Origin of the sequence: Pseudoalteromonas obscura, from assembly GCF_030135505.1 — a bacterium.
Taxonomy (GTDB): domain Bacteria; phylum Pseudomonadota; class Gammaproteobacteria; order Enterobacterales; family Alteromonadaceae; genus Pseudoalteromonas; species Pseudoalteromonas obscura.
This window is the reverse complement of the sequence record NZ_JASJUT010000001.1, coordinates 506,486-527,671: the sequence shown is the minus strand read 5'-3', so window position 1 is coordinate 527,671 and position 21,186 is coordinate 506,486. Positions and strand designations below refer to the sequence as shown.

19 protein-coding genes are annotated in these 21,186 nt (G+C 42.3%); 13 read left to right on the top strand and 6 right to left on the bottom strand.

Features of this window, described 5'->3' with window-relative positions; translation table 11 throughout:
* Positions 1-8: 8 nt before the first annotated feature.
* From QNM18_RS02225 to QNM18_RS02215, 3 genes are read left to right on the top strand one after another with little or no spacing between them, the layout of a single operon-like run.
* Positions 9-827 carry an MBL fold metallo-hydrolase gene (locus QNM18_RS02225; RefSeq protein WP_284136178.1) on the top strand — a complete coding sequence of 273 codons (819 nt, stop codon included), beginning with the start codon at positions 9-11 and terminating at the stop codon, positions 825-827.
* On the top strand, positions 824-3,049 hold the full coding sequence (locus QNM18_RS02220) for a CHASE2 domain-containing protein (RefSeq protein ID WP_284136177.1): 2,226 nt from the start codon (positions 824-826) through the stop codon (positions 3,047-3,049). Before QNM18_RS02225 ends, QNM18_RS02220 begins: the two co-directional genes overlap by 4 nt.
* Before the next feature lie 17 nt (positions 3,050-3,066).
* Positions 3,067-4,719 (top strand): HD domain-containing phosphohydrolase, encoded by a 1,653-nt coding sequence (locus QNM18_RS02215; protein WP_284136176.1) that lies wholly within the window; start codon positions 3,067-3,069, stop codon positions 4,717-4,719.
* A gap of 13 nt (positions 4,720-4,732) precedes the next feature.
* On the opposite strand, the gene QNM18_RS02210 is transcribed toward QNM18_RS02215, so the two are convergent.
* Together QNM18_RS02210 and QNM18_RS02205 are read right to left on the bottom strand one after the other, a co-directional pair.
* A complete protein-coding gene (locus tag QNM18_RS02210) occupies positions 4,733-5,104 on the bottom strand; it encodes a VOC family protein (RefSeq protein WP_284136175.1) in 372 nt (123 codons plus the stop codon).
* An 88-nt stretch (positions 5,105-5,192) separates the two neighbouring features.
* Positions 5,193-5,783 carry an acyl carrier protein phosphodiesterase gene (locus tag QNM18_RS02205; protein WP_284136174.1) on the bottom strand — a complete coding sequence of 197 codons (591 nt, stop codon included), beginning with the start codon at positions 5,781-5,783 and terminating at the stop codon, positions 5,193-5,195.
* Positions 5,784-6,012: 229 nt separating this feature from the next.
* On the opposite strand from QNM18_RS02205, the gene QNM18_RS02200 reads away from it, so the two are divergent.
* Genes QNM18_RS02200 through QNM18_RS02185 form a run of 4 tightly spaced genes read left to right on the top strand, consistent with a single transcriptional unit; the run spans position 6,013 to position 9,294 of the window.
* Positions 6,013-6,762 carry an ABC transporter permease gene (locus QNM18_RS02200; RefSeq protein ID WP_211009406.1) on the top strand — a complete coding sequence of 250 codons (750 nt, stop codon included), beginning with the start codon at positions 6,013-6,015 and terminating at the stop codon, positions 6,760-6,762.
* A gap of 2 nt (positions 6,763-6,764) precedes the next feature.
* Positions 6,765-7,430 (top strand): ATP-binding cassette domain-containing protein, encoded by a 666-nt coding sequence (locus tag QNM18_RS02195; RefSeq protein ID WP_284136173.1) that lies wholly within the window; start codon positions 6,765-6,767, stop codon positions 7,428-7,430.
* Between the two features lie 3 nt (positions 7,431-7,433).
* Complete coding sequence (locus QNM18_RS02190) at positions 7,434-8,471, top strand: MlaD family protein (protein ID WP_284136172.1); 1,038 nt, start codon at positions 7,434-7,436, stop codon at positions 8,469-8,471.
* Entirely contained in the window at positions 8,464-9,294 is an 831-nt protein-coding gene (locus QNM18_RS02185) for a hypothetical protein (RefSeq protein WP_211009409.1), read from the top strand. The genes QNM18_RS02190 and QNM18_RS02185 overlap by 8 nt, the downstream gene beginning before the upstream one ends.
* Before the next feature lie 53 nt (positions 9,295-9,347).
* On the opposite strand, the gene QNM18_RS02180 is transcribed toward QNM18_RS02185, so the two are convergent.
* Both QNM18_RS02180 and QNM18_RS02175 read right to left on the bottom strand, forming a co-directional pair.
* The gene (locus tag QNM18_RS02180; RefSeq protein WP_284136171.1) at positions 9,348-9,755 is read right to left on the bottom strand and encodes a GFA family protein; all 408 of its coding nucleotides are present in this window, start codon (positions 9,753-9,755) and stop codon (positions 9,348-9,350) included.
* Positions 9,756-9,837: 82 nt separating this feature from the next.
* On the bottom strand, positions 9,838-10,929 hold the full coding sequence (locus QNM18_RS02175; protein WP_211009411.1) for a GGDEF domain-containing protein: 1,092 nt from the start codon (positions 10,927-10,929) through the stop codon (positions 9,838-9,840).
* A gap of 276 nt (positions 10,930-11,205) precedes the next feature.
* Here QNM18_RS02175 and QNM18_RS02170 point away from each other — a divergent pair, with 276 nt between their 5' ends.
* Both QNM18_RS02170 and QNM18_RS02165 read left to right on the top strand, forming a co-directional pair.
* The gene (locus QNM18_RS02170; RefSeq protein WP_284136170.1) at positions 11,206-11,544 is read left to right on the top strand and encodes a gamma-glutamylcyclotransferase family protein; all 339 of its coding nucleotides are present in this window, start codon (positions 11,206-11,208) and stop codon (positions 11,542-11,544) included.
* Between the two features lie 99 nt (positions 11,545-11,643).
* A complete protein-coding gene (locus QNM18_RS02165) occupies positions 11,644-12,564 on the top strand; it encodes an ABC transporter substrate-binding protein (RefSeq protein ID WP_284136169.1) in 921 nt (306 codons plus the stop codon).
* A gap of 64 nt (positions 12,565-12,628) precedes the next feature.
* Here the strand turns inward: QNM18_RS02165 and QNM18_RS02160 are convergent, their stop codons facing one another.
* On the bottom strand, positions 12,629-14,965 hold the full coding sequence (locus QNM18_RS02160) for a zinc dependent phospholipase C family protein (protein ID WP_284136168.1): 2,337 nt from the start codon (positions 14,963-14,965) through the stop codon (positions 12,629-12,631).
* Between the two features lie 92 nt (positions 14,966-15,057).
* Positions 15,058-16,083 (bottom strand): LacI family DNA-binding transcriptional regulator, encoded by a 1,026-nt coding sequence (locus QNM18_RS02155; protein WP_211009414.1) that lies wholly within the window; start codon positions 16,081-16,083, stop codon positions 15,058-15,060.
* Between the two features lie 281 nt (positions 16,084-16,364).
* On the opposite strand from QNM18_RS02155, the gene glk reads away from it, so the two are divergent.
* The 4 genes from glk (at position 16,365) to QNM18_RS02135 (ending at position 21,173) form a co-directional block, all read left to right on the top strand.
* Positions 16,365-17,381: a glucokinase gene (gene glk, locus QNM18_RS02150; RefSeq protein WP_211009415.1), complete on the top strand. Its 1,017-nt coding sequence runs from the start codon at positions 16,365-16,367 to the stop codon at positions 17,379-17,381.
* A 12-nt stretch (positions 17,382-17,393) separates the two neighbouring features.
* Positions 17,394-18,404 (top strand): LacI family DNA-binding transcriptional regulator, encoded by a 1,011-nt coding sequence (locus QNM18_RS02145; RefSeq protein WP_211009416.1) that lies wholly within the window; start codon positions 17,394-17,396, stop codon positions 18,402-18,404.
* Between the two features lie 272 nt (positions 18,405-18,676).
* Positions 18,677-20,530, top strand: coding sequence for a phosphogluconate dehydratase (edd, locus tag QNM18_RS02140; RefSeq protein WP_023399285.1), 1,854 nt, complete (start codon positions 18,677-18,679; stop codon positions 20,528-20,530).
* 22 nt (positions 20,531-20,552) lie between these two features.
* Positions 20,553-21,173, top strand: coding sequence for a bifunctional 4-hydroxy-2-oxoglutarate aldolase/2-dehydro-3-deoxy-phosphogluconate aldolase (locus tag QNM18_RS02135; RefSeq protein ID WP_211009417.1), 621 nt, complete (start codon positions 20,553-20,555; stop codon positions 21,171-21,173).
* Positions 21,174-21,186: the final 13 nt, after the last annotated feature.

Here is a 21,186-nt window from a genome sequence, read left to right as displayed (position 1 = left end):
TACATAGAATGAGGTTAAAATTCTACGGTGTGCGGGGCTCAATCCCCACACCGGGACCAGATACTGTCGAATATGGTGGAAATACAGTTTGTGTGTCACTGCAAAGCCTAGCTGACACACATATTATATTGGACTCAGGTACTGGGATCCGACTACTAGGTGATGAGTTAATTAAAGATACTAGGGAGATTTACATCTTGCTGAGCCACAATCACTGGGACCATATTCAGGGTTTTCCATTTTTTGTGCCAGCTTATATGCCCAATCGCGATATCACCATTGTACCGGGTGTAACTGAGGCAAATGCACCTGATGCAATTTTACAGCAAATGGGGGGGAGTTATTTCCCTGTCCAGGCTGATGACTTACCTGCAAAAGTGCAAGTTAGTAAACAAGCAAATGATTCTTGGTGGTACAAAGATATCTTAATAGAGCGAAAAGCGATGAATCACCCCGGAGGTGGTAGCGCTTATCGTTTGACCGTTGATGGAATAAAAATAGTTTATGCCATTGATAATGAACTCTATCCGCCCAATGATCCGGTGACCAGCTTTGATCAATGGATTGAGTTTGTACGTGGTGTTGACTATTTAATCCACGATGGGCAGTTTATTCCCAGTGACTATCCTCTGAAAATGGGGTGGGGACATTCTCAAATCAAAGATGCGGTATCACTGGCTGTACAAGGTCAGGTCAAAAACTTAGTGATAATCAGTCATGATCCAGCAAGGACTGATAGGGATCTTGATAAAATTGCCGTTGATATAAAGCAGCAAGGCTATGAGTTTAAAACAATTATTGCCAGAGAAGGGTTAGTAATTAAATGAGCCTAGCTAAACGCTTCAAGCTTTATCGGCTTCAGTGGGCTACCGGTTGCATTATTACTTTTTCTTTTATTCTGCTGCACTTATTTGCCTTGTCACCGGCAGCGCCTTATGGCCAAGTTATGAAGCGGTTTGAGGGGCTAGCCTATGACGTTAGGCTGAAAGAAACGCTGCCTTGGCAGCAGCGGTCGTTTTTACCCATTGTTATCGTTGATATCGATGAGCAAAGCTTAATTGAAGTTGGGCGCTTTCCTTGGAGTAGACACGTTATGGGAAAGTTGCAGGATCAGTTAGTAGCAGCTGGCGCTTCTGTTGTTGCTTATGATGTACTGTTTTCAGAACCAGAATTAAACCCCGCGATTCAGGTGGCGAAGCATTTGGGGAGCAATGAGTTAGACACAATTGATATTTTGCGCTCAGTTGCGCCAGACATAGATGCAGATATCGCATTTTCAAAAACTCTGGATGCAACAGATACAGTACTAGGTATGTTATTTGAGCATCAGCAAGATATCTTGGTTGGCAAGTTGCCCGAACCTATATTTGCAGGTGACATAGCGCCAACGGAATTACCGATCCCTGATTTTGCGGGTCACGTCGCGAATGTCAAAGTATTGCAACAAAATAGCCCCGGTACCGGGTTTATCAACAGTGCGCCAGATGGAGACGGTTTTGTAAGATATTCAATGTTGATGATCAAGCATAAAGAGCATGCTTATCCAGCCCTAGCGCTGGAAGCTGCACGGCTATATACCTTAGCTGACAGTGTTGAAATCATCTCAAAACCTTTTGGTGATGGTCACAGTGTACAGGGGATCAAGCTAGGTACTACGCTTATTCCTACGGACGACTATGGCCGTGTTGCTATCCCCTTCAGAGGCCCTGCTTTTAGCTTTCCCTATATATCCGCTATAGATGTGATTAACGGAGAGATTGACAAAGAATTGTTTGACCAAGCAATTGTTTTTGTTGGTACATCAGCGGTAGGGCATGCAGATTTAAGAACAACTCCTGTCGGGGTGCAATATCCAGGTGTTGAAGTACATGCAAATGTGTTAGAAGGGCTTGTGTTTCCGGAGTTGCTGCCCTCAAGGCCCGATTGGATCGATGGTGCTGTGGTGGTGTTATTGGTTTTTTTGGGTGTCGTAATGTCTTTAGTGCTCCCGTTGTTGGGGGTCTTGGGAATGACGATATTGGCGACGGTTATCACCGCTTGTTTTATTTTCTTTAGTTTTTACGCTTGGGTCGTTTGGCGCTTAGACTTTCCTCAAATTGCAGTGCTTGGGCTAACTGTATCGCAAACGACTGTCCTTGGCAGTTTAGGGTTTGTGCGAGAGCATAAAGAGCGTGTACAAATTAAGTCTATTTTCGATCAGTATGTTCCTCCAGCCCATATTGCTTCGATGCTAGAACAGCCCGATCAGGCATCAATGGAAGGTGAAAAGCGCGTAATGACGGTGTTGTTTGCCGATATTCGGGAGTTTACCAGTATTTCCGAGTCACTTGATGCAGGGCGATTAAAAGCGTATTTGAATCAATACTTTTCACCAATCACCAAAATTATTTTTGAGTATCAAGGGACCATTGATAAGTATGTTGGTGATATGGTGATGGCTTTTTGGAATGCCCCGCTATTGGTCGATGATCATCCTGAACTTGCAGTGAAATGCGCTATGCATATGCAGCGACAAGTGGAAGACCTACAGGCACAAATGTTAGAGCAAGGCTTTCCTCCATTTGCAATTGGCATCGGATTAAATACTGGCGATATGAATGTTGGCGATATGGGGTCTGAATATCGAAGAGCGTACACGGTTTTGGGAGATGCAGTCAATCTAGGGTCACGCTTGGAAGGGTTGACCAAATTTTATGGTGTGGGTGTCTTGATCAGTGAAATGACACATGAATTATGTCCCAATATCGTTTTTAGGCCGATTGATAAGGTAAAAGTAAAAGGGAAAAACTTGGCTGTGACAATTTTTGAGCCGATTGCACTAAAAACAGAAATCTCTGATGAGCAATTAGAAGAGCTTAAAGCACATGAATTTGCATGGCAGTTGTATTTATCGCAATCTTGGCAGGAAGCTTTGTCAGCTTTTACTAAACTAATAGAGTTACAGCCGCAAAGAAAAATTTATCAACTTCTTTGCGAAAGAGTGCGAGATATGCAATTAAACCCTCCTGGTGAAAATTGGGATGGCAGCTATACGCACAAGTCGAAATAGTAAAGGTGTAATGGGCCATGGATTTGTCAATTCGTAGCACAGTAGCTGAAGAAGAGAGCATAGAAAGCCAAGTGGCACTTAAGCACTTGCTTAAGCTGGCTATTGAGCTGTCATCAGAACATGATACAGATCGACTTCTTGAGCATATTTTAGAGTCTGCTATTGCTCTGAGTAATGCAGAGGGCGGGACAATATACTCGGTATCTGAGGATGCTCAGCTTAAGTTTGCAACTCTAATCAATGAGCCGCTAGGCCTTCATATGGGCGGTACATCCGGTAAAGAAATCCCGTTTCCTGCCATACCTATCTATTTAGAAGACGGCTCACCTAATGAAAGTGCACTTGTCGCCCTTGCAGCAGCCAAAAAAGACGTGATTCGGATTGATGATGTATATGATTGCACCGATTATGATTTGTCAGCTGCAAGAGCCATGGATAAAAAAACCGGTTATCACACCCAGTCAGTCCTAACTGTGCCAATGGCAAATCACGAGAGAGATCTCAATGGTGTACTGCAACTCATTAATCCAAGAAGCAAAGATAAAGTTGTGAGATTTTCCGCCGATTTGGTTGAACTGATCTGCTCGATCAGTTCACTGGCTGCTGTTGCACTGACAAACCGTCAGCTTATTGATGATATGGAAACTTTATTTCAAGCTTTTACACGGCTAATTGCAAAAGCCATTGATGAAAAGTCACCTTATACAGGGGGGCACTGTAGAAGGGTACCTGAGTTAACCATGATGATTGCTGATGCAGTGCATAATGCGTCTTCGGGTCCAATGGCTGAGTTTCAAATGACTGCGGCAGATAGACATGAGCTCTCTTTGGCGGGTTGGTTGCATGATTGCGGTAAAATCGCTATTCCAGAATATGTCATGGATAAAGCAACCAAATTGCATTCAGTTTACGATCGAATAGAGCTAGTCGTAGCGAAAATAGAAATAGCCAAAAGGGATATCGAATTAAAGTTTAGCAGGCAAATTGTTGAAGCTGAGGTGCTGGATCAACAACAAGAAGCTGAAAATCTCAAAGCAGAGTTGCAATTGGCATTAGATAAACTTGATGAAGAAAGTGCGTTCTTGTCCCGAGCTAATATTGGCGGTGAATTTATGAAAGAGTCGGACCAGCAACGGGTTCAAGATTTAGCGAGTAACTATGATGTTTCTATTGGTGGTGTTGGACAACCTTTATTGACGGAAGAAGAGGTTTACAATCTGAGTATAGCTAGGGGTACTTTGACTCAAGAAGAGCGGCTTGTGATCAATAAGCATATGGATATTACATTGGAGATGTTAGAGGCATTGCCATTTCCTAAACATTTACGCAGGGTACCGGAGTTTGCAGGTGGTCACCATGAAAAAATGGATGGCACCGGATACCCTAAAGGGCTGACTAGAGATCAAATGTCGGTGCCAGCACGGATCATGGCAATCGCTGATATATTTGAAGCCTTAACTGCTGCGGACCGACCCTATAAAGATGCAAAACCACTGAGTGAATGCCTGTTTATTATGGGTAAAATGAAACTCGGAGATCATATTGATCCGGATTTATTTGATGTTTTTGTGAGCTCTGGTGTTTATCTTGATTATGCACACCAATATTTAAAACCAGAGCAAATTGATGATATAGACGTCGCCAACATTCCGGGTTATTCAAAGCCTTGATGAGTAATTAAACTTAATTTACTCGCCATGGCGGATTTAGGCGGTTTTCACCTGCCCAATAGAGTTTAATTTTATTATTGGACGGGTCCTTTAAAACGGCTTCTTTCCAAAGGTATCTTTCCATGGTGGGTAATTGTTCAAACTCAATGCCTTTTGAAATTAATCCATCGACCCAGTTGTCTAATTCTTGATGCTCAAAATAAATCACCGCACCGTTGGTAAATGGCTCACTTTCTAAAGACAGTGAAAAGGTACTGCCGCCTTCTGGACATTCAAAACGTGCGTAGTGAGGCGTATCTACAATAAGTGTAAAACCCAGTAATTGATAAAAGGCTACGGCTTCTGGCATATTTTTTACAGGTAAAGTAATTTGATTCAAATTCATGGTTTTTCTTTTCGTTGTTTAGAAAGAGGATTGCTTCATACTTTCAAACCTAGTCTAGTTTGTAAACCAAAACGCTTGTATATGCACATTAATTTTGGTTTTCCGGGCTGTGATCCGCGACATGATTTATAAGTTCAGGAAAGTACATGAGGAATAGCTGTTCTAACTCGCAGTAGTGTTGGGTAAGCTCTTTGCCTACGCCTTTAAACTCATTTTTAAATCTGATTCTATTGGCAATATTATCTATGGCTTGAGTGGTTCCATCTAGGGTTTGATAGTGAGAAAACCAGTCGCCAGTAATTAATTTCTCGACTACTTGCTGCATAGGCTGGTGCATGGATGGCAAATGCTGTCTAAGTAAATTGTAGCTTTGAGTTTTAAATGCTTCAAAGGGAGTTGTGCTAAATGCACTCCAATTTTTGATCAATAAGTGGTCGTAGAAAACATCTAGGGCAATACCCGAAAACCGCCTACGTTTGGCACTAAACATAGTTTGAGATTGCTTAACTAATTTATGTTGGTCTGTGAACTTATCTACTAAGATGTGGTTGGCTAGGCCATTTTGAATAGTTGCAGGAAGTGAGCGAGTGTCGATACCACGCTGAAAGTCGCCTAACAAATTGCCATAGTAGGAATCTGCATTTTTCTTAGCTAAATACAAATGAGCTAGATAGTTCACACATCACCTTTTGATTATATGTAGGTCAAGGTTTACTCAGGGTTATTATTGAATATAAGGGTAAGATTTTTATTATCAAGCGATGGTTGATAACGATGACGAGACGAGAGGGATTTTTTCTGACTACGGGGCCAATATTTGGATTGTTCTGCTAACCTTAATGGTATGACTCATTGTTAAGACGACTATTCATGCTTGATCTACTGAACTTTGATAACGAGGTACAGTTATGATTGCATATGGATTTTTGCCTTTTTCTGCATACGTTATCTCTGATTTTATTTTTTTCCATCGCAATCGCTCCATTAGCTTTGACGTGCTAGTACGTCAGGTCCGATTCACCGGTGTTGAAGCGCTTGGATTAGTGGTACTTATCGCTATGCTCATAGGGGCTTTGATTATTGTTCAAGGTTACCCTCTACTGGCAGCAATCGGGCAAGGTAATTGGATTTATGACATTTTGATCTCGACAATTGTCCGGGATCTTGGACCTTTTATTGTGTGTTTTATTGTATTGGCACGTTCTGGAACCGCAATAACTACTGAGTTAGGTAACATGGTTGTTAGTAAAGAAATAGATGCTTTGGTCTCTATGGGGGTTTCACCTATCTCTTATTTAGTCGCACCGCGAGTACTCGGGATGATTATATCTTTGGTGTTACTGATGAGCTATTTCGTGGCCTGTGGTATTTTCGGTGGATATTTGGTTAGCAATGCCTTTCAATCAATTCCTGTAAGTACTTTTTTTGCAAAACTAATTGGGGAACTACATTGGCTCGATATTGTGGTTATGTTAGCCAAAGTCGCACTATCTGGTTTGTTCATCAGTTTAATATCTAGTTATCACGGATTAACGGTAAATAGAGCAATCACAGAAGTACCACAGCGAAATATTAAAGCTGTGGGGCGAGGGTTAATTTCGGTCTGTTTGATTCATGTCGCATTGACATTGTTATACGTGATTTTGATGGGGCGTTAACTATGCATATTGAGTTCAAAAATATCTCACACAGCGTAAAGAATAGAGCGATCTTTAGTGACTTAAATGCTCAGGTTGGAACTGGTAAGTGTTTAGTGGTTTCTGGGCGTTCAGGATGTGGGAAAACACTATTTTTCAGTATAGCGAGTGACATTATTAGACCTGATAGCGGCCAAGTAGTTATCAATGGCAGTGCTGTGAATCAAATGCACGCCCAAGACTATGCTGAATTTAGACGGAACTTAGGTGTGGTATTTCAGTTATCAGGTTTAATCTCGAATTTAACTTTGGAAGAAAACCTTATGCTGCCCCTCAATAGGCATTTTAAAGAGTTGGATAAAGGTGAGAAATTACGACGTGTAAACTCGTTAGCTAAGGAGTTTTCACTGCAACATTATCTCGCACAAAGAACAGAGATGTTGTCATCAGGGCAAGCATCTCTTGCGGGGTTAGCTCGGGCACTTTTGTTAAAACCTAAAGCAGTTATCTGGGACGCCCCAATGACAGAAATTGATGAGCAGTGGGGGCTGTATGTTCTCAACCTATTGGTACGCTTAAAAGAACAGGGGACAACGCTTATTTTATGCTCTAATCGTAAAGAGGTTATCAACCAGCTAGCGGATGAGCAGTTAGAGCTCAATGAGATGCTTTGTTATTCGGAGCTTTAGCCTATGCAGCATAGCCCCAAAAAAACAAATAATATAGTACTCGCTTTTGGCGTAGCTGGCATTGTAATGCTCGTTGTTTTAACTTCTATGATCCTCGTAAATAATCACACCTTTGCTGATAAAACGTATTATAAAACCATTTTACAAGATGCGAGTGGGCTAAGCGCGCTGCCAGCTATCTATTTTAAAGGGTTAAAAATAGGCAGAATAGACGGGTTTAAATTGAATCATGAAACCAACTTGATAGAAGTCGAACTTTGGGTATTTCGCGAGTACCAAAATAAAGTAGTGCAATATGCAGTCCTGGCAGGGGAGCAACATCCCATTTTTGATGATGTGACGACTTTTGAGCTTATTTTACCTGAGCTAAATCGAGCTAACCAGTTCGCTCAACTTGCACCGAATAGTTTTATTCCACATATCAGTAGTGCTCTTGGAAAAAGTTACATAGAGCAGGGTTTTATCGCCCAAAAAGGCGATGATATCGAGTCAATTTTAGCCAGTATTAATCAATTACTGCAGAATTTTCAAAAAGAGGATAACCCTGAAGCGGGTGCCATATTCAGGGTGTTAGATAGAGTTGCCAAGATCAGTGATAACCTAATGGTAGTTAGTGAAGAAGTTAAAAGCAGTGACTTATTGCCTGATGCCGAACGTACATTGGCCCAGAGTCAGCAGCTATTAGAGAAAATGCCTCAAGTATTAGAGCAGTTAAATACCACTTTACTGACGACAGAGAGACTTATGGGGCAAGCAGAAACAACACTAGATAATTATGCTCAACCCGCAGATATAATAGGTGAGGTCACAAATAGACAGCTGCCTATAGTGCTTAGCAATTTAAATGAAAGCCTGACTGTGATGCAGCTTATGCTTAAAGAAGTGCATAGTGAAAGAGAGCAGTTTGCGATAGCGATTCACAGCATGCAGCAGGTGCTGGATAAAATGGATAAAACGTTACAGGCGCTAAATAATCACCCAATTCTAAAAGATGGTATAGAACAAAAGCCTAGTTCCTCAGGAGTGGAAATGCATGATTAAGTATGCAGCGGCAGTGTTGATCATGGTGTTATTCTTCCTCAATTCGGGGTGCTCTAGTGCACCAGAAAAGCAATATCGCGTCACGAGATACCTAGATTTGGCCAATACTTGGGCTGCAAGAGGGGATCGAAAGCGACAAGAGCAAAAGTTAGATATAGCCCTAAGCAATTACAATACGGCTTATAAGTATGCGCACTTGAGAAATGATGTGGAATTAATGGGCATTTTGCAACTTAAAAAAGCGATGGTGTATATTCTTTTAGATAAACCTGATAATGCATCACAATTCATAGGGCATGCTCGTCAATTGCAAGAGTTTGAGGGGGCTGAGCTGTCTTTGCCTATCAAGGCGTTGGAAGCTAAACAAGCGTTTGAACAAGGTGAAACTCGAAGGGCTTCTGCTTATGCAAATGAACTAAGTGCCGCTTACGAAGGGAATATTGAAAAACAGATTTACTATCGTTGGTTAAGTTGGATGTATGTAAAGAACAGTTTGTTGCCCTGGGAGCAAATGAACCAAGACCTTACTCAGTTGGAACTGCTAAAAAGTAAAGGAGATTTAAATAACATCGAAGTATTGTCTTTTGCTGTTTACTACAATGCTCTGTGGCGTGTAGACCATCAAGCTCCCCAAGCAAAGCAGGCAATTGAACAAGCTATTGTGCACTTTTCCGAATTAGAGTTAACCAATAGAGTTCGGGATTGTTATGGCCTCGCCGCTAAATTTTATCGGCAACGGGGTGAGCTAGACAAAGCTCAATACTTTGCAAAGAGACAACAACGTTTATCTGCCAGCATTAACATCTCAAATTCAAGTGAGTAAGTTAGACACGACTGGCTCCAACCTTATTGCGAGACCACAAAATAGCAGAACAATTAGGTGTCGATGACAGTTGACCACGCAGTGTTCCAGCGTATGAGCTTTTCCGTTGGAGATAGTTTTTTGGGGCTAACACGAATAGAAGGCGGGATCCGATACTTGGCTTCGAATAGCTGTTTGGACACAGCACCTCTTGTTTTATTGTTATTTGCGTGTGTGACAGCAACAATATCCATGCAATGGGGACATTGCCAAAATGTCGCTTGTAGTGACCCTTGTTTGAGTCGCTTCATTGGATCTTTAGCGGTCAATGACAGTGTACCATTCGGATCTGATAAATAGGCGAGGCCGTTGGCGAGGCAAAAGTCACAATTACACTCGCGGGGTTGGTATTTTTCAATTGGATGAGGAAAGTTCACCGACACCTCTACATTTCCACATTTACAGCTTGCACAGTACTTCATTTGGTTCTCGATCGATAAAGGAATACGAATTTACTGACAATAATGTACTTACTACTATGTATCAAAAATATATTCTCTGTGTTTATGTATCTTCAATGTGGTAAACCTCACTTCTATTACGGCCATTATTCTTGGCTTGATATAGAGCTTTATCGGCATGAATTTGCGAAGCCTCAAAGGCTTGTTGAGACACAGAATCAGTGTAGGCGATACCCGCACTCAAAGTCACTTCGCCAATTTCTGGTTTAATCTTTTCGATACTCTGTGAAAAGCTACTTCTTATTTTTTCACTTAACTGTAGAGTGTGCGCCGGGGGCGTATCAAATAAGACGATGCAGAATTCTTCTCCTCCCCAACGAACGACCAGATCAGAGGCACGCATAGTCGCTTTCAGTTCGTTACCAATATGCGTAAGTATTATGTCACCGGTTTGATGGCCAAACTGATCGTTAATCTTCTTGAAATGGTCGACATCTATCATGATCACACTGAGAGAATGGCACTTTCTTTGTGACAGCGGCATAATGTTTCCCAAATAACGGGATAGGCCACGTCTGTTCAGTAAATCAGTTAACTCGTCGTGATGTGCTGCATACTCCAGTTTGCGAACAAATCGCCCTGCGCTGAGTAACATAAGCAATGGAATACCCGCAACAATGCCAATGAGTGCGACTAACCAAGTGTACCCTCCCACCCAACTGAATTGCTCTCCAATACTAGGAAGTGCGCCAAAGGCACCATACAGTGTATAAATACTAGTAAGTACAAGTTCAAGTAATACGACAGCGACGGTTATTTTTACTGCTATATACTCATTTTTATCGTGCTTCGCATGTTGCCACAGGACCCACCCGTAATGCGCTCTTACCAATAACAACCAAATGCCGATCACCAGCAAACGGCTGGGACGATCTGGCAGTATGAAAGTGAAAAACAAAGACATTACTAGCACTGGTGCTATTAGGATTAGTATTTTTTTTGTGGAAGGAGGGGTGTGAACAAAGTGCCAAGCACCAATTAGCCACAGAGCATGGCCAAAAACTAAACAGGTGTTAAAGATTGCAACTGTTAGTTGCCTTGGCGCACTTTGCAACGTTAACTGGGATAGGTAAGCAATAGATAAAATACCGAGTGCTATAGCCCAAAACCGAGCTCCTTCAATCGTTTGACTCATTTTGGTGACTGCGCTTAGGACAATTGCCCCGGTTATGGATGCTATAAAAAGTGAAAGCATCAAAGTTAAGTCATGAACTTGCACTTAGAGTATTGTCCTTTTTTAGTGTTATTGATTGTAGCTCAGAGAGATTGGGCGTATGTTTCAACTCAGAACGTACTTAAAAGCTTAGCAAACGTTCTGGTTTTTGCATGAAAAGCAAGGCGGCAGGCTTTATTGGCGGCTAAAAAAGCGTATTAATCTATAGTAATAGTAAGGTGGAGTTGCGGAGTTACTATGAGTGAGGAAATAAATTGTTTATTTGTCTATGGTTCTTTGGCACCCAATTGCGTAAATGCACATATTTTAGAACCTTTACGCGGCGAGTTTAAAAAAGGGTGGGTGCGTGGGCAGCTTTGTGAGCAGGGTTGGGGTGCTGATATGGGGTATCCTGGTATCGTACTTAATTCACAAGCTGAATGGGTAGAGGGCTATGTATTTTTGTCACAACGGCTGTGTGACCACTTGTCTATGCTTGATGCTTTCGAAGGTGAAGAGTATTCGAGGCAAGTGTGTGAAGTGAAAATGGAAAATGCAAAGTATTGTAAAGCGTATATTTACACTTTAGCTAAGTAGTCTTGTTCATACCAAGTGACCTGAAGCGATTAGGTAACAGTAACAACCGAATTGCACGACGAGAAGAATGTATTTGCTGATCCAAGTATGGCAATGACTATGCGTAAACTTTGTTTATTATTATTGATTTTTCATAGTTCCCTTTTCGCTACACCTGTTAGGGTATTGGTAAATGACTGGAGCAGTCAGCAAATATTGGCCAATATTGCCGAACAGGTTTTCATAAGGCTTGGCTATGAAGTCGAGTTTATCAATGTTGAAGTGGACGCTCAGTGGTACTTACTCAAATCCAATAAGGCCGATCTGCAATTAGAGGTATGGCAGGGCACAATGGAAGAGAAATACACCCAATTGCTAAATAGCGGAGGGCTAGTTGATTTAGGTACATACTCGGTGGCGACTCGTGAAGATTGGTGGTATCCCATGTATGTTAAAGATGCGTGTCCTGGATTACCTGACTGGCGCGCTCTGAGAAAGTGCCATGATATTTTTGTAAGATCCGACTCGAGAGGCAAAGGGGTGTATGTCGCGGGCCCATGGGAGAAGCCAGATAGAGCAAGAATTAAAGCGCTGGGGCTCAATTTTGTTGTCAAGCAAGTCGAAGATGATCAAGCTTTATGGCGGGAGTTAGCAAACGCGACGGCTCAACAGCAAGCAATTTTGATATTTAATTGGACACCTAACTGGGTTGGAAGTGTTTACTCCGGAGAGTTTGTTGAGTTTCCTGTCCATTCCAAAGCGTGTGAAGAGGATGCTAAATGGGGAATAAATGCTGAGCTACCTTATGATTGCGGTAATCCAAGATCAGGGTGGTTGAAAAAAGTGTCTAGTAATCGGTTCGTTGAGTTATTTCCTTGTTTGGCTAACGGGCTACGGCAATTTGACCTAACAAACGATGAAATAGAGTCTTTGTCTGCTAAAGTGGATGTCGAAAAGCAAACTCCCAAGCAAGTTGCACAAAGTTGGGTAATTGAGAACAGAGCGCGTTGGCACGCTATCTTCAACAAGTGCAAGCAATAGCTAATTTAAAAAATAAGCCGAGGCTATCTGCTCGGCTTATTTGCAAGCTAATTGAAATTTAATTCTAAAACAACATACTAATCGCAGGTATTAATCGAATTGCCGTACAGGTTTTGTCATTTTCATCAGTAGGAAATGGCGCAAAGCTGCATGTGTCTAATTTGTGCTGAATACCTTTGAGCGGTGATAGACCGACTTCATGTGGGGCATCAATGCCTGGAACGAGCGGGCCAACAAACAGGCGTTTAAATATAGAGCGGCGAGCATTATCGTCTTCCCATAATTTAAACCCCTCTCTACCGTGGTTATGCGCATAGCCAAAAATACGCTCAGTGGTTGGTACGCCTTGATAGCCGTCTCGGCGCACATATTGCGGTGCTGTTTCCTGCCATTGATGATTACCATCTAGTGAACGAACGGCTGAGGTTAAGATGTTTTCACCTGCATAGTAAAAGTTTCTACCATAATGTGAACTCGAGGACAGACCAAACTTTGCAATGAGTGCATTTAGTTCACTATGGTTAAGGACGCTTAATTTCGCAAGGGTTACAGCGTTGCGGATTGCTGCGAATCGATTGACATCAAATTGATTCCCGCCGTTTACATGCATATCGGCTTTAATACGGGTCACAATGTCATGTGTGATCATCAACCCTTTGCCTGAATTGTCGACCTTAAAGGCATTTTGCAGGGCAACTTCCCCCATGTCAGATTGCAATTGCTTAAACAATTGATGCATTTCATCGCTTGTGAGCTTTTTAATGAGTACTTCAACAACTTCTTTCGTTGCTTTGCGTTTTAGTTCCCCTATTTTTTTGTGAATAGCAGCGGCAGGGCTCACAACAGGGGCGATATCCCCTAGTTTATTGAGCACTTCGTCCAAAAAATCCTTAACTATGCACTGTGTATCGGTTAAGTAGAATGGTGCACCCAGTAGCGCACTAGAATTACATTGTACCCATTGGGTAATGAGTCGTTGCGACCACTCTTTATCGCTGACAGAGTAGACGACGGCGAAGTTTAGGTTATGGATATATCTTGATGTGGCTAAATCAATGTTCTCTACCCAAGCTTTTAGGAAGGCTTCGACTGGACTAATTGAGGCTGAATTGTACTGTTGTAAAGTATCAATCAGGTTATTTGAAAGCTGATTCTCAAGTTCAATGGTGGAATTAATAATATCGTGCAAGTCTTTAGATGCTTTCTTGGCATCGGATACCTGCTTTGACACTGAGCTGCCAAAGCTCTCAACTAAGTTTTGTTGCTCTTTAATGAGCTTTTTTTGCAATGTATAAGTTGGGTTAATACCAATAAATTCGTCGACCCACACGGTATTACATGTCATCAAACCCACGAGACCTCCACTACAGACTTCGTCCTTAACCTTTCTGTATAGCTTCTCTGGAATACTAGCCAGTTCGTTTTGCAATTCTAAAATTTTTAGCTGCGCTGACGAAATGTCTCCGTGTAATTTGACGATAGCATCTGATGCATTGTTAATGGCATTCAGTTGCTCATTAATTAGTTTTTCGTGACCCCGGCTTAATTCTTTTTTCAAACTTGAAACAGAGTCTTTGACGTCTTGTGCACGGTCGATACTCCAGTTACCAGCTTTATTGACTTCTTCTCCAAGCTTAACGACTTTTTCAGCGGTGGCATCATTCAACTTTATGTTGAGCTGAGCTTGAGCTATGGCTTTAACCGCTTCTACTTTGAGGTCGTGCCATAATTTTGAATTAGCAAGTTTTTCAACATTTTCACGAAGGTTATTAATAGCGTATAAATGCGCACCGGATGGCGAATTCCACTGTGCTTGTGTTTCAGGATGATAGACTATTTTGTCACGTATAAAAGTAGATGGCACACTAATATGGCTGCTGTAGCTGCCTTTTGGTGTGTACTTTGAGATGAGGCTCTCTATTAATATATGACGAAGCTCGACATCCGTTTCCCCATCAGCTAAGTCAAAGGCACCACCGGCATATCTGTTTACATAAGTATGTGCAAAAATATCAGCGGCAGCGTGGGCTTTAAACCCTAATGCAAAAGCACGTTCAGTGTCAGATTCAGCGACGCGGTCTATAAAATTTAGCCATGAGTTTGTATTCCACATGGTATTGTCGAGCTTGTTTTCAGTGTGGATTTGAGATTGTCCGACAAATACGTCTGGCGACATATCTGGACCAATATTACCCGCTCTATAGAAGTTTTGATTATAGACGATAAGAGCCTTGGTATCGTCATTGACCGGAATTGATATAGTTTTACCATCGACATCAAAATCCAATTTACCATCTTTCAAATCTTCAATGACTTGTTGTCCGACCCAGACGTGTGTATCTATTTTGAAGGCTGCAGCTTGGGTACTGCATAAAAGCGCAAGGAGTGCTAATCGTTTCATTACTATCTTGATAGTGAAAAAAAAAGCGGGATTTTACACTAAAACCCATATAAAACAATGGGCTATTGGTGGGATCTGATTACCTGTTTTGATTACGATGTTGATTGGCGAATAATTAGCTTAGGTGGTAGCAAGGTTTCGGTTATTTGTTCACCTTTTATCAGCGCTAGCAAGTTTGAAACAAGCATTTGACCTGCCAAGGTCGTGTTTTGTTGGACTGTGCTCAATGAGGGCGTAATGTAATTTGCAGCAGCGATGTTGTCAAAGCCGATCACACTGACATCTTCAGGGATCCTAAGCCCGGCTTCCTTTAATGCTTTTATTGCGCCAATTGCAATCAAATCGCTGGCGGCAAATAAGGAGTCGAACTTAACATTATTTGCTAAAAGTGAATGAGTCGCGTGATACCCTGACTCCTCGGTGGAAATAGCATTGGCAATATTTCTTTCGCTCAATGAAATTGATTGTTGCTCTAAGGTATCCTTAAAGCCTTTAAATCGCATTAAAAACTCAGGGCTGTGCTCCGATGCATCACCAATAAACACACACTGCTTTTTACCAGTTGAAATAAAGTGTTGAGCAGCCAATTCACCACCGCCGTAATTGTCGCAGCTCACCGTTAAATCTGGTCGTCCTTCAACTTTTGCTCCCCAGCAAACAAACTTTGTATCTTGCGCCAATAAATTCTGTAGTCTTGACTGGTAATCCATATAGTCGCCATAGCCGAGCAATATGATCCCATCAGCGCGGTGGCTGTCTTCATATTCTGCACGCCAATCTTGACTGATTGATTGAAAGGAAACCAGCAAATCATATCCTTCTTTTGCACATGCCCGGGTAATACTGCCCAGCATATTTAAAAAGAAAGGGTTGATCTGAGACTCATCGCCGGTAGGGTCTTCAAATAGCAAAATTGCTAATGTTGCACTTTGCTGGGTACGCAAATTACTGGCATTTTTATCTACTTTGTAATTGAGTTTTTTAGCAATTTCCCACACTTTTCTGCGAGTTTCTTCGTTGACAAGCGGGCTATTTCGTAGTGCTCGCGACACTGTTGATTGAGAAACACCTGCGAAATGTGCGATGTCAAATGAAGTTGCTTTTCCTTTCGTTTTCATGGTCAAAACTATTTTAGTGGAGTCGTGAGTATTGTCTTTGATTATTTTTTTTTTGCAACCAATTTCACAAAAGCTGTAAATTTCTGTTGATGAAGTTTGACACCGGTGTCATAATGTCGGTGTTTTATCATTTTGTTGTCAAAACGTATTTAGCTGCCCTCTTTTGGGGCAGCTCTTTTTTCAGCCTGCGTGCAAAGTTTCGGCTGACTATATATTTGGGATAACAAGTGGGCGAAAGCCCCAAAGGTGTTTGGAACACCGCAACAACAGAGAAAAACATCATGAGCCAGACAACACAGAATAGTTTTAATGGTCATGACCTTGCGTTCGAGCCGATTATCGTTGCCGATATCGGGGGTACTAATGCTCGATTTGCCGTCGTGACAAAATACGATTTAGACTCTAATCAGTTTACAATTGACCATCAGTTCACTTTTCCTAGTGCAGAGTTTCAGTCCTTTGAATCTGCTCTTTCCGCTTTCCTTGATAAACTCACGATTTCTAAACCTTCCCGAGCTTGTTTTGCTGTCGCCGGGCCTATAAAAGGTCAACAGGTTTTTCTGACAAACCTTGGCTGGAACTTCAATTCACAAGATGTGCAAACACAATTTGGCTTTGAGCAACTCGCTGTGATCAATGATTTTGCAGCGTTTGCATACGCTGCGCCGTACTTGAAAAAAGAAGACAATATTCAAATAAAAGCAGGTCAAGCGGCTCCTGGGGCAAATATTGCGGTGATGGGTCCGGGCACAGGATTTGGTTCAGCATGTCATGTAAGCGATATACATAGCAGTGCGGTGCTAAGTTGTGAGGCGGGTCATATTAGTTTGGCGGCTGTCACTGAGTTAGACAAACAGTTGTTACAAGTGCTTAAAGAAAGTATCGGTCATGTGTCGGTTGAAACTGTGTTTTCGGGACCAGGGTTGGCAAGACTGTATAAAGCAATGGCACAAGTTAAAGGACTACCATCAGAAGACTTAAATGCAGCACAGATCAGCGCGAGAGCGGGTGAATGTGAAGTATGTGATGCGACACTTAATCAATTTTGTGACTGGATTGGCAGTGTAGCAGGTGATCTTGCGTTAACCTTCGGGGCGTTGGGTGGCGTGTTTATTGGCGGTGGAATCTTACCCCGCATGACTGAACGACTGATTTCTAGTCGATTTGTTGAAAGGTTTACAGAAAAGGGGATAATGTCTCAATATGCAGGGCAAATTCCAGTAACTTTAGTTGTGCAGGATAATATTCCTTTAATTGGTGCGGCAGCGTGTTTACATAGCCGCAACCAATTTTCGTAGATTGGAATAAATATGAAAAAAGTAACCATTAACAGCGTGGCAGAGTACGCTGGAGTATCAAAAAAAACGGTCTCCAGAGTACTCAATAATGAGCCCAATGTAAGTCCAGCCACACGTGAGAAGGTACTCAAAGTTTTTAAAGAGCTTGATTATAAGCCAAACCCAATTGCGCGGGGGCTCGCGCGCAATAAAAGCTTTATTATTGGTTGTTTGTATGACAACCCCAGTAAGAGTTACATCACTCGAGTGCAAAGTGGTGCATTAGAGGCATGTCACAAGTTTAATTATAATTTGCTGATACACCCCTGTGAGCTGCGTGGTGATGAACTAATTGAAAATGTTGATCAGTTGTTGACTACGTCAAGGTTAGACGGGTTAGTACTGACACCACCTTTTTCAGACTCACAAGAATTAATTGATTTCTTAAAGACCCAAAATATTCCTTTTGCTCGAGTAGCCTCAGCTTTAGAAGATGACACCTCTATTTCAGTTAGAAGTAACGACGAGCAGGGCGCTTATGAACTTACCGAGCATTTGATATCGCTTGGTCACAAAGAAATTGCTTTTATTAAAGGTCACCCAGACCACAGCGCAACGGAAAAACGTTTTAGTGGCTACCAAAATGCTTTGCTCAAACACGGTATTGAATACGAAGAAAAGCTTGTAGCAGAAGGTAACTTTAGTTATCACTCAGGTGCTGACAGCGCAAAAGAAATTTTGGATTTAGAGCCAATGCCAACAGCCGTGTTTGCTTCAAACGATTACATGGCCGCAGCTGTGCTTAAGCTTGCCACGCAAAGGCGCATCAGAGTGCCGGAAGATATTTCTATTGCCGGTTTTGATAATGCTCCAATTGCACGCCATATTTGGCCTGGTTTGACAACCATAGCGCAGCCTGTGGAGGAAATGACCCGTCAAGCTGTAGAGCAGTTGATACTGCAAATATCTGATCCATCGATAGAAGTTTATCAAAAAGTTTTGGAAGCAAAACTCATCACCAGAGAGTCCACTGCTGCAAAATAGAAAAGATTAATTACATCTACTTGTCAAAAGCCCAATCCCTAGCGATTGGGCTTTTTTTGTCCATAATTTAGATATGGACCGAATTTAATCTAAATTTAATGTTCAATAGGTTGACACCGGTGTCATGAATGTGAGTTAATACAGTGACACCGGTGTCAGGTTGAGGTGAGAGACAACCTGATAGCGTACCTTTGAACGGGTAAATCAAAGCTGCTCAGTACACAGCTAGTTGTACTGAGCCTTTTTCCTCTAAACATGCAGAGAGGCGGATTATGTTGCATCCTCGAATTCAAGAAGTTACTGAAAGAGTCGTTAAACGCAGCCAGACAACTCGTAGTGCCTACCTTAAGCGTATACAAGAAGCAAAAAAACAAACACGCGTTAGGGCTGGGTTAGGTTGCGGTAACTTAGCACACGTAATGGCTGCTTGTTCAAGCAGTGACAAGGCGCGATTGAAGGCCGATGACCAGCCAAACCTAGCCATCATTAACTCATACAATGATATGCTTTCTGCTCATGTTCCTTATATCGAATATCCAGATTTAATTAAAAAGATAGCAACGCAATACGATGCAACTGCTCAGGTAGCAGGTGGCGTGCCGGCAATGTGTGACGGGGTTACACAGGGTCGTGATGGTATGGAGCTGTCTTTATTCTCACGTGATGTAATCGCAATGTCGACCGCAGTTGCACTATCTCATGACGTATTTGACGGTGTTTTCTGTTTAGGTGTATGTGACAAGATTGTTCCAGGGTTGCTGATTGGTTCTTTGTCTTTCGGTCATTTGCCTATCTATTTCTTACCAGCTGGCCCAATGGAATCAGGTATTCCAAATAAAGAAAAAGCCCGTGTTCGTCAGAGCTTTGCACAAGGGTTGGTGAGCCGTGAAGAGTTGCTGGAAGCTGAAAGCGCGTCATACCACAGTGCTGGTACTTGTACTTTCTACGGCACAGCCAACTCAAATCAAATGCTGATGGAAATTATGGGCCTTCACTTACCAGGAAGCTCATTCATCAACCCTTACACAGAGTTACGTGATGGCCTAACGGCAAGTGCTGTAAAAATGATGCTTGAGCAGCTAATTAAAACAAAATCAGCTAACCCAATCGGTGAAATCGTTGACGAAAGAACAGTGATCAACGGTTTAGTTGGATTATTGGCAACTGGTGGCTCTACAAACCACGCTATTCACTTGGTCGCGATGGCAAAAGCTGCGGGTGTACAAATTACTTGGAAAGACATGGCAGACTTATCTGAAGTTGTGCCTCTGCTTACACGTATTTATCCAAATGGCTCCGCAGATGTTAACCATTTCCAAGCTGCTGGTGGTATGGGCTTCTTAATGCGTGAGCTGCGTGATGCAGGTTACTTACACAATGATGTGAAAACCATTGTTGGTGAAGGCTTAGATGATTATACCAAAGAGCCTGTTTTGGACATCGATACTAACGTGATAATGACCAACAGCGAAGGCCCGACAAAAGTTAAATGGGTTCCTTGTCCAGAAAACTCACTTGATGAGGAAGTATTAAGACCAGTCTCTAATCCATTTAATAAGCAAGGTGGTTTGCAGCTACTGACAGGTAATTTGGGTAAAGCTGTGATCAAAGTATCTGCTGTAGACGAGAAACATCAATTTGTTTCTGCTCCGGCAAAAGTATTTAGCTCTCAGGCGGCACTTCAAGACGCTTTTGCTAAGGGTGAACTGAATCAAGATTTCATTGCTGTAATTAAAGAGCAAGGTCCAAAAGCCAAGGGCATGCCTGAATTGCACAAGTTAACGCCTGTTATGGCCACACTGCAAGATCAAGGCTACAAAGTGGCAATTGTAACGGACGGCCGTATGTCGGGTGCTTCAGGTAAAGTACCAGCTGCTATCCATCTTGCGCCGGAAGCTGTAGAAGGTGGCATTATCGCGAAAATTCGCGAAGGTGACATGATCACACTTGATGCACCAAATGGTGACCTTGTTTTACACGTTTCTGATGAAGAAATTGAAAAACGTGAATTAGAACTTACGCAACCAGAGCTTACTTTTGGTACTGGCCGTGAGCTATTCACAGGCTTTAGAAACATGGTAAGCAGCGCAGATATGGGCGCAAGCGCCTTTGGTATCGACGAATAACAACATTGGGGATGAGGTAAATATGAAAATACAAGAAATCTTATCGGCAGCACCCGTGGTTCCGGTAATTGTTATAGAAGAATTAGAAGATGCAATTCCTCTGGCACGCGCTCTATACAATGGTGGTTTACGTGCACTTGAAGTGACTTTGAGAACGCCGATCGCTGCAGAAGCGGTTAAGCAAATCAAAGAAGCGATACCAGAAGCCTATGTTGGAACTGGTACTGTAGTCGATAAAGCATCTTTTGAGGCATCAGTAAATGCTGGCGCGGATTTCATGGTGAGCCCTGGTGTGAGCTCTGAACTATTGGAGCTGGCAAAAAGTACGGATATCCCATTTTTACCAGGTGCTGCAACACCAAGCGAAGCAATGGAGCTTGCGGCCCACGGTTTTAAATTCTTGAAGTTTTTCCCAGCAGAAGCTGCTGGTGGTGCGCCAATGCTTAAGTCGATTGGTGGACCTCTACCGCAAGTGACATTTTGTCCTACAGGTGGAATTACGCTAGAAAGCGCGCCTAAATATCTGGCATTAAATAATGTAGTTTGTGTTGGCGGTACTTGGATGTTGGATAAATCGCTAATTGCAAATAAAGACTGGCAAGCCATCGAAGCGCTTGCAAAACAAGCAAGTGAAGTTAAATAATTAGGGGAATGTA

Coding starts and splice junctions, on each gene's coding strand:
- QNM18_RS02190 (WP_284136172.1), top strand. CDS start 7,434: ATGCAGCATAGCCCCAAAAAAACAAATAATATAGTACTCGCTTTTGGC.
- QNM18_RS02170 (WP_284136170.1), top strand. CDS start 11,206: ATGAGTGAGGAAATAAATTGTTTATTTGTCTATGGTTCTTTGGCACCC.
- QNM18_RS02135 (WP_211009417.1), top strand. CDS start 20,553: ATGAAAATACAAGAAATCTTATCGGCAGCACCCGTGGTTCCGGTAATT.
- QNM18_RS02185 (WP_211009409.1), top strand. CDS start 8,464: ATGATTAAGTATGCAGCGGCAGTGTTGATCATGGTGTTATTCTTCCTC.
- QNM18_RS02160 (WP_284136168.1), bottom strand. CDS start 14,965: ATGAAACGATTAGCACTCCTTGCGCTTTTATGCAGTACCCAAGCTGCA.
- QNM18_RS02155 (WP_211009414.1), bottom strand. CDS start 16,083: ATGAAAACGAAAGGAAAAGCAACTTCATTTGACATCGCACATTTCGCA.
- QNM18_RS02180 (WP_284136171.1), bottom strand. CDS start 9,755: ATGAAGTACTGTGCAAGCTGTAAATGTGGAAATGTAGAGGTGTCGGTG.
- QNM18_RS02200 (WP_211009406.1), top strand. CDS start 6,013: ATGATTGCATATGGATTTTTGCCTTTTTCTGCATACGTTATCTCTGAT.
- QNM18_RS02220 (WP_284136177.1), top strand. CDS start 824: ATGAGCCTAGCTAAACGCTTCAAGCTTTATCGGCTTCAGTGGGCTACC.
- QNM18_RS02225 (WP_284136178.1), top strand. CDS start 9: ATGAGGTTAAAATTCTACGGTGTGCGGGGCTCAATCCCCACACCGGGA.
- QNM18_RS02210 (WP_284136175.1), bottom strand. CDS start 5,104: ATGAATTTGAATCAAATTACTTTACCTGTAAAAAATATGCCAGAAGCC.
- QNM18_RS02145 (WP_211009416.1), top strand. CDS start 17,394: ATGAAAAAAGTAACCATTAACAGCGTGGCAGAGTACGCTGGAGTATCA.
- glk (WP_211009415.1), top strand. CDS start 16,365: ATGAGCCAGACAACACAGAATAGTTTTAATGGTCATGACCTTGCGTTC.
- QNM18_RS02195 (WP_284136173.1), top strand. CDS start 6,765: ATGCATATTGAGTTCAAAAATATCTCACACAGCGTAAAGAATAGAGCG.
- QNM18_RS02215 (WP_284136176.1), top strand. CDS start 3,067: ATGGATTTGTCAATTCGTAGCACAGTAGCTGAAGAAGAGAGCATAGAA.
- edd (WP_023399285.1), top strand. CDS start 18,677: ATGTTGCATCCTCGAATTCAAGAAGTTACTGAAAGAGTCGTTAAACGC.
- QNM18_RS02175 (WP_211009411.1), bottom strand. CDS start 10,929: ATGAGTCAAACGATTGAAGGAGCTCGGTTTTGGGCTATAGCACTCGGT.
- QNM18_RS02165 (WP_284136169.1), top strand. CDS start 11,644: ATGCGTAAACTTTGTTTATTATTATTGATTTTTCATAGTTCCCTTTTC.